Here is a 6,591-nt window from a genome sequence, read left to right as displayed (position 1 = left end):
GTATACATGGCCGCAACCGACCTGTTCACCAAACCCGATCCGATACCCTTGACCCGCAGGAGCCATCCATACACGGGTTAAATTCAGGACTGTATGGCGGTAACAAGCTGAATCTCGCGCCGTCCAGCTCCGTCGCGTCGCGCACTCCTGCCGCCTTATGCGCCGGTAAGTTGTCCATGATGACGGCGTCGCCCGGCTTCAGGTTGGGAGCGAGGACCTGCTCGACATAGGCTCGGAAGACGGTGCCGTTCTTGGTGCCGTCATAGACGAACGGCGCAGTCATGCCGGTCAGCCGCAGAGCCCCGTGAAGGTGGCGGTCTTCCAGTGGCATGACGCACGCCAGCCCGGCAACGCTCGCAGCGTGGCGCACGGCCGCGCAGCCGCGCCATCTTGGTCGAGAGGGGTTTCATCGATGAAGACGAGCCGGGTGGGATCCGCGGCGAAAACTGCTCAACCAAATCGCGTGCAGGCTTCGTCCCGCAGGAACTAGCCAATTGGGCAGCTCTTAAACTTCCTCTTTGCCGGCCTGTCGCTCTCGACATCCGGCAGCTGGGCCAATGCCGTGGCGTCATGCGCGGGCGCGCGCCGGCTGCTGGCGTCGCATTGACGCGGAGGGCTTTGGCTATAAGGATGTTAACCACCTGTTTACCACGGGTCAGTCAGCGCGCTGGCGAAGGGAGGGAATGTGGAACCTTTTCTGGGTGCGAACCGCCTTTAATTGGGATGATAGGGCTGAACTGCATTCGACGGACACGACCGGCAGCTACCAGATCGAGAATGTGTCGGCCGGCGGATCCAACCTCTTCCAGCTGGAAGCAGGCGAGGTTGGCGATATCGTCGGCAAGGATATTGTCCATTTGCAATGTCATATCGTGCTTGACACGATTAGCTTGAAGAATCTCGGCGCGGGGGCGTTACTGACCTCGACTTTTCACCGACGGCGATCGCAGCTGCGCGGGATTTTGCTGCAAAGGCAGGGGCCGATGTGCGCTTCGTAGAAGCGCGATTGGCGCCACTGATGTCCGGCGGCTGCAAGGGTAAGCGCCCGCGCACGGGTCAACCGGCTGTTCATGGATGCTATTTCTGTGGCTGCGCGACCACCGCACCCTAGCCAGAGACAAAAATCCTGCGAACCTTTTTCACGACGCGCGGTTTGGGCTTGGGCGGAAGGGCAGTGCTCGCTTCTTGAGCGAGACGCGCCTCTTTCAACCGCGCTTTTTTCGCGGCGCGCCTGGCGCGTTCCTCGTCGACAATAAGGGCCGCCGCTGATGTGGCCTGGTCGTTGCGCCCGTCGTCACTGGTCCACGGCATATTGGGGCCTCGCGTTGGCCCGTAGGTTTGGGCGTTCGATTTTGTATCTGCATTCGATCGAGACTAGGTCGATCGCCCCGAACTTCGGCGTCCCGCATGTGTTCCCGACAGGCATGCGGATGCAACGTCTCAGGATTGGTTTTGAACGAAGGCGCCAAAGTATCCCTGCGCTCTCGCTCGGACGTCAATGAGTTCACCGGGTGCGAGCGCGTCGAAGCTGCCCTATTTGATCGGATCGTCAGGAAGCACGCGTCAGCCACAGGCCCGGAACGAATGATATGGAGTAGGCTCGGCGGCTGAGGGAGCTAATCGCCGGCCTGACTGGCGGCGTCCACCACCTTGGAGAATTGGGGATCGTTGCCAGCTTGCCAGACAGCTCTCATAGGGGCTGCCCGGCTCGCGTCATTCGAAAAGACGAGCCGAGAACCCGACAGACAGACAAACGCTAGGCGCTATTTCCGTTGTAGGGCCCCCATGCCGGACGCCGGGTTAAGCCGCGGCTGATTCGCCTCGTGGGAAAGAAGGCGAAGCATGCGAACGAACGCCCGCTCGATAGCCAGCGGGCGCGAGAAGCTGAGTACAACGCCACAAGGTCGGCATCACCAGAGACGAAGCGCGCAGCATGACCCTTGAAGCCCAAATGCCGAAGCTTGTCATAGCACGCAAGGACGGCAGAATGGGAACTAGGTCTCAAACCGGCCTTTTTCCCACCGGGCTTCGAAGGGCAAGGGCCACGCCGTCACGCCTGATGTCGCATACGCATGCCACTCGATGATTTTTGACGCGCCGTCCCTCTGCCACGTTACGGCAGGCGCGTCTCAAGCAAAGCTTTCATCGACGTGGGAAGGAGCGACGAACGGCCGGCAACAAATCGGGTCTAGTTCGGGCAAACCCCACAAGCCTCTCGAAGAAACTGCTTGTTTTGGTCAGTTCGATCGGATTTCATGACGACGTTTCCGAGAGATCAGAGGCATTGGGTGATAAATGACCGCCGGCTCTCGAACCAGACGATCCGACGGCAAAATTGATACGCCCGAATGGGGGCACTGAATGTCTACTGGGGGAACCCTTGGCCTAACACAGAACCTCAATCACGACGCTAACCTGTGCTCGTGATGTCGTGAAAATTACGCCTGGTCAGGATCGCAAGCCGATCATCGTCGCTGAAGACGTCCGCAAGACCTATCGGTCCGATGATGGCCGTTCACACCTAGCGCTGGCCGGGGTCACCACTGCAATCGGGCATGGCGAGGTGCTCGTTGTCTTCGGACCTTCAGGCTCCGGCAAGAGCACATTCCTCCGCACCATGAACGCACTGGAGACGATCGATTCCGGGCGGATCGTCATTGATGGCGTCTCGCTTTCTGAACCCGGGGCTGACCTCAACAGGTTACGCGCCGAGGTTGGAATGGTCTTCCAGTCATTTAATCTGTTCCAGCATCGAACGGCGCTCGACAATGTCGCATTGCCGCAAACTGTGGTGCGTCGCCGCTCACGGACGGAAGCATTGCGTCGAGCACATGAATTGCTCGAAAAGGTGGGCATAGATGACCGCGCGGGGCACTACCCGAGCCAACTGTCCGGTGGACAGCAGCAGCGCGTGGCCATTGCCCGTGCTCTTGCCATGGACCCCAAGGCGATGTTGTTCGACGAACCGACCTCGGCGCTGGATCCGGAAACCGTCACGGGCATTCTCGACCTGATGAAGGTTTTGGCATCTGAAGGGATGACGATGGCGGTGGTTACCCACGAGATGGGCTTTGCGCGTGAAATCGCGGACCGGATGCTGTTCATGGACGGCGGATTGATTGTCGAGGAAGGCACCCCTCAGCAGATTTTCCACTCGCCAAAGCAGGAACGAACAAAGCAGTTCCTCAATCAGATACTGTGATTTTGGAATGTCAGAGCGCAATCAACAAGGGAGAGAGAAAATGAACAGCAGTTTAAAAACCAGATTGACCGGCGCGGCAGCGAGCTTGGCCGTGATCGTGGCAGCCTGGTTCACGCTAGCGAGCGGCGCGCGAGCCGACGAAATGGACGATATTCTGAAGCGGGGGGAACTGGTCGTCGCAGTCCAGACACAGGGCCCGCCTGTCAGCTTCGTCGACAAAAACGGCGAGCGCACCGGTCTCGCCGTCGAGTTCGCCAAGCAGATGGCGGCCGATCTCGGCGTTAAGGTTGTGTTCCAGGATTACGACTGGAAGGGCCTCATTCCGGCGCTTCTGGCCGGCAAGGCGGACATGATTGCCGGCGACATGACCCCCACGCCGCAACGCGCGGCGCAGCTTTTATTTTCCCGGCCGATGTTCTTCAACGATACGCTGGCCTTTGCCGCAAAGGATTCACAGTACAAGTCGTGGCAGGACCTCAACAAGGAAGGCGTGACGGTGGCGGCGCTGCAAGGCAGTACTTATGCCGATGCGGTGACCAAATATCTTCCGAAAGCGACGCTGAAGGTGTTCGCAGGCGGCGGCCCCGCGGTAGCGCAGACGTTGACGATGGGGCGGGTCGACGCGATGGTCGGCGGGCAGGATTATAATTCCTACGTGCGTCAGTTCGAAAACCTCAAGCCGCTCGAAGGCACAATGACGCGGGAGCCACTGGCCTTTGCCACCCGCCCCAACGCTTTCCACCTCAAAATGTGGCTGGACAACTATGTCGAGCTGAAGACCGCCGACAATTCGCTGCAGACACTCCTGGCTTATTGGTGGACCACCGACGCCTGGGAGAAGGATCACAAATAGCGCCTGGAACCGATCGACGCGGCGATCCTGCGCCGCCTCGATCGGACGCCCCTTCTGCGCATAACCGGCGATCTGGCTTGGTCGCCTCGGCTGCCAATGCCTGGCCCCAACGCGGAAACCGGATGAACTTCGTCCTCGAGTTTTACAACTATCGCATCGTCGAGCAGTATCTCGGGCGCTTCGCCGAGGGTCTTGAAAACACCCTTGTCGCGGCGGCTGTCAGCCTCATTGCCGCCGTCATACTTGGCACAGCGTTGGCCCTTTGCCGCATGTCGAGCCGCGCAATTCTATGGCGCCCGGTAGCGGGCTATGTCGCGTTCATTATGGCGACCCCGCTGCTGGTTCAAATCTACCTTATCTACTACGGTCTGCCGATCCTGGTCCCCGAAACGGGCCGCTGGAGCGAGATGACGCTCGGTATCATGGCGCTCTCGTTGCACAATGCCGCTTATATAAGCGAGATCGTGCGCGGCGGCATCGCGTCGGTCTCGCGGGGACAGATCGAAGGCGGCAAGGCGGTTGGCATGACCTACCTGCAGCGGCTGCGATACATCGTCCTGCCGCAGGCATTCGCCAATACGCTGCCACCCCTTCTTGGCCAGACCGCAGTGCTGATAAAGGACACCTCGCTCCTTTCGATCATTGCAGTGTTTGATTTCCTCAGTGCCGGCCTGTTGCTGAATAGCGAAAGGGTGCGGCCCAACGAGAGTTTCCTCACCATAGCCGCCGGCTATCTCGCCATCTACGCCGTGATGATGGGCTTGTCATGGATCGTCAAACGCTGGCTCGCGGGCCCCGAATGGAACGGCGGAAAGTAGAATGCAACATTATGTCGAGATAGTCGTCGCGATCCTGCCGTTCTTGTGGACCGGTTTCGTGCAGACGTTTTGGGTCTCGCTCATCGCAATCGTCGTCGGCTCCGTGCTGGGCTTCCTGATCGGCGTCGTGCGAAGCCAACGAGTGCCGGTGTTTCACCAGCTTTTCGCCCTCTATATCCACGTGCTGCGCGGGACACCGTTCCTGGTGCAACTCTACGTCTTCTATTTTGTGCTGCCCAACACTGGCATTGCCGCACTGCAATGGAGTTCCGAGATGGCGGCGTTCGTGTCGCTCTCCGTCTATACGTCCAGCTATGTCGCCGAGATAGTGATGGGGGCTATCGACGCTGTTCCGAAGGGGCAGTGGGAGGCTGCCACCTCGCTGGGTCTCAGGCGCCTCCCGATACTCGCCTTGGTCGTCCTGCCGCAGGCCCTGAAGCTGACAGTGCCGCCAATGAGCGGCGTCTATGTCAACATCATCAAGAACACAGCCATTCTTTCGGTGATCGGCATCTCGGAGCTGACGCGCCAGGGTGAGATTTCGATCATGCGGTTTCCGCGCGACGTGCTTTTCGTGTACGGCGTGATCGCACTGATCTACTTCGCCTACTGCTACCCGGTCCTGCGTTTCACCCGTTGGGCGGAGCGTAAGGTCGGCGGCACCCGTTTCATCAACCTCGATTGAGCCAGCGTGGCCGGCGGGTCCAATGACGCCCTATGTCGATACCTACTACACACGCACGCTCACATCAGAGGCTTCCTACCCCGTGCTGTCTGGCCGGCATGACACTAGAGCAGTTCAGATTTTGACTGAATCTGCGGGAGTCCCGTGAGAGTGGTTTTGTGATTCAAGATGCTGGCTGGATCGGAGGCCAGCATCAGATGACGGCTCCCCTTTCGAACGATCTACGTGAGCGTGTTGTTGGCGCGATCGAGGCTGGCGAGAGCTGCCGCTCGGTGGCGGCTCGTTTTGGCGTGGCGGTTTCGTCGGCGGTGAAGTGGTCGCAGCGCTATCGGGCGAATGGGTCTGTGGCACCGGGTAAGATGGGCGGCCACCGCAAGCGCGTTCTGGAGCCGCACCGGGCGTTCATCGTGGAACGGATCAACCAGACGTCGCATCTGTCGCTGCATGGGCTGAAGGACGAACTTGCGGCGCGCGGTGTGAAGGTCTCGCACGACACGGTATGGCATTTCCTGCGGCGCGAAGGATTGCGGTTCAAGAAAACGCTATTCGCCCTTGAGCAAGCTCGCGCCGATGTTGCCCGCCGACGACAACGCTGGCGTTCCTGGCAGGCGGGTCTCGATCCGGAACGGCTGGTTCATCGACGAAACCTGGATCAAGACCAACATGGCACCGCTGCGCGGCTGGGGACCATGCGGCAAACGCCTGCGCGGCTTTGCTCCGCACGGCCACTGGCGCACGCTGACCTTCCTCGGCGCCCTGCAACGCTTCTGTCAAAATCTGAAACGCTCTAGCGTGTGCATCGTCGGCGGCGGCCTCGCCGGACTGACGGCTGCGCTCGAGCTTGCCCGCGCGGCATTTCGGTGACTGTTCTTGAGGCACGCCGAATCGCTTGGGGTGCGTCCGGCCGCAATGGCGGTTTCGTATCTCCGGGCTGGGCGGCGCGCGGCGACCAGATCCGTAAGCGCGTCGGTACCGACGATGCCAAGATGCTGTTTCGCCTTTCCATGGAGGGTGTCGCCATGGTCTCCGACGC

At 60.2% G+C, this 6,591-nt stretch carries 6 protein-coding genes and 3 pseudogenes; 7 read left to right on the top strand and 2 right to left on the bottom strand.

Going from position 1 to position 6,591, the window contains the following annotated elements; all coding sequences use genetic code 11:
* Window positions 1-73: 73 nt before the first annotated feature.
* Window positions 74-435, bottom strand: a pseudogene (locus X742_RS01000000170880) (transposase); the annotation flags it as partial.
* Between the two features lie 248 nt (window positions 436-683).
* On the opposite strand from X742_RS01000000170880, the gene X742_RS0138775 reads away from it, so the two are divergent.
* On the top strand, window positions 684-998 hold the full coding sequence (locus X742_RS0138775) for a hypothetical protein (protein WP_031248629.1): 315 nt from the start codon (window positions 684-686) through the stop codon (window positions 996-998).
* Window positions 999-1,107: 109 nt separating this feature from the next.
* Here X742_RS0138775 and X742_RS0138770 read toward each other — a convergent pair whose 3' ends face one another.
* Window positions 1,108-1,311, bottom strand: a complete 204-nt coding sequence (locus tag X742_RS0138770) for a hypothetical protein (RefSeq protein ID WP_031248627.1) — start codon at window positions 1,309-1,311, stop codon at window positions 1,108-1,110.
* A gap of 1,120 nt (window positions 1,312-2,431) precedes the next feature.
* Here X742_RS0138770 and X742_RS142080 point away from each other — a divergent pair.
* The 6 genes and pseudogenes from X742_RS142080 to X742_RS1000000176210 form a co-directional block, all read left to right on the top strand.
* A complete protein-coding gene (locus tag X742_RS142080; protein WP_023775161.1) occupies window positions 2,432-3,202 on the top strand; it encodes an amino acid ABC transporter ATP-binding protein in 771 nt (256 codons plus the stop codon).
* A 40-nt stretch (window positions 3,203-3,242) separates the two neighbouring features.
* Window positions 3,243-4,055 (top strand): transporter substrate-binding domain-containing protein, encoded by an 813-nt coding sequence (locus X742_RS142085; protein WP_031241470.1) that lies wholly within the window; start codon window positions 3,243-3,245, stop codon window positions 4,053-4,055.
* Window positions 4,056-4,132: 77 nt separating this feature from the next.
* The gene (locus X742_RS142090) at window positions 4,133-4,873 is read left to right on the top strand and encodes an amino acid ABC transporter permease (RefSeq protein ID WP_023775159.1); all 741 of its coding nucleotides are present in this window, start codon (window positions 4,133-4,135) and stop codon (window positions 4,871-4,873) included.
* A 1-nt stretch (window position 4,874) separates the two neighbouring features.
* Window positions 4,875-5,558 carry an amino acid ABC transporter permease gene (locus X742_RS142095; RefSeq protein ID WP_023775158.1) on the top strand — a complete coding sequence of 228 codons (684 nt, stop codon included), beginning with the start codon at window positions 4,875-4,877 and terminating at the stop codon, window positions 5,556-5,558.
* A 197-nt stretch (window positions 5,559-5,755) separates the two neighbouring features.
* Window positions 5,756-6,320, top strand: a pseudogene (locus tag X742_RS1000000173335) (IS630 family transposase); the annotation flags it as partial.
* Window positions 6,297-6,574 (top strand): annotated as a pseudogene (locus tag X742_RS1000000176210) (FAD-dependent oxidoreductase); the annotation flags it as partial. The pseudogenes X742_RS1000000173335 and X742_RS1000000176210, both read left to right, overlap by 24 nt.
* Between the last annotated feature and the right edge of the window lie 17 nt (window positions 6,575-6,591).

It is taken from the genome of Mesorhizobium sp. LNHC229A00, assembly GCF_000502415.1.
Lineage (GTDB): Bacteria > Pseudomonadota > Alphaproteobacteria > Rhizobiales > Rhizobiaceae > Mesorhizobium.
Note: the sequence above shows the minus strand (reverse complement) of the source record. Positions and strands in the feature narration are given on the sequence as shown.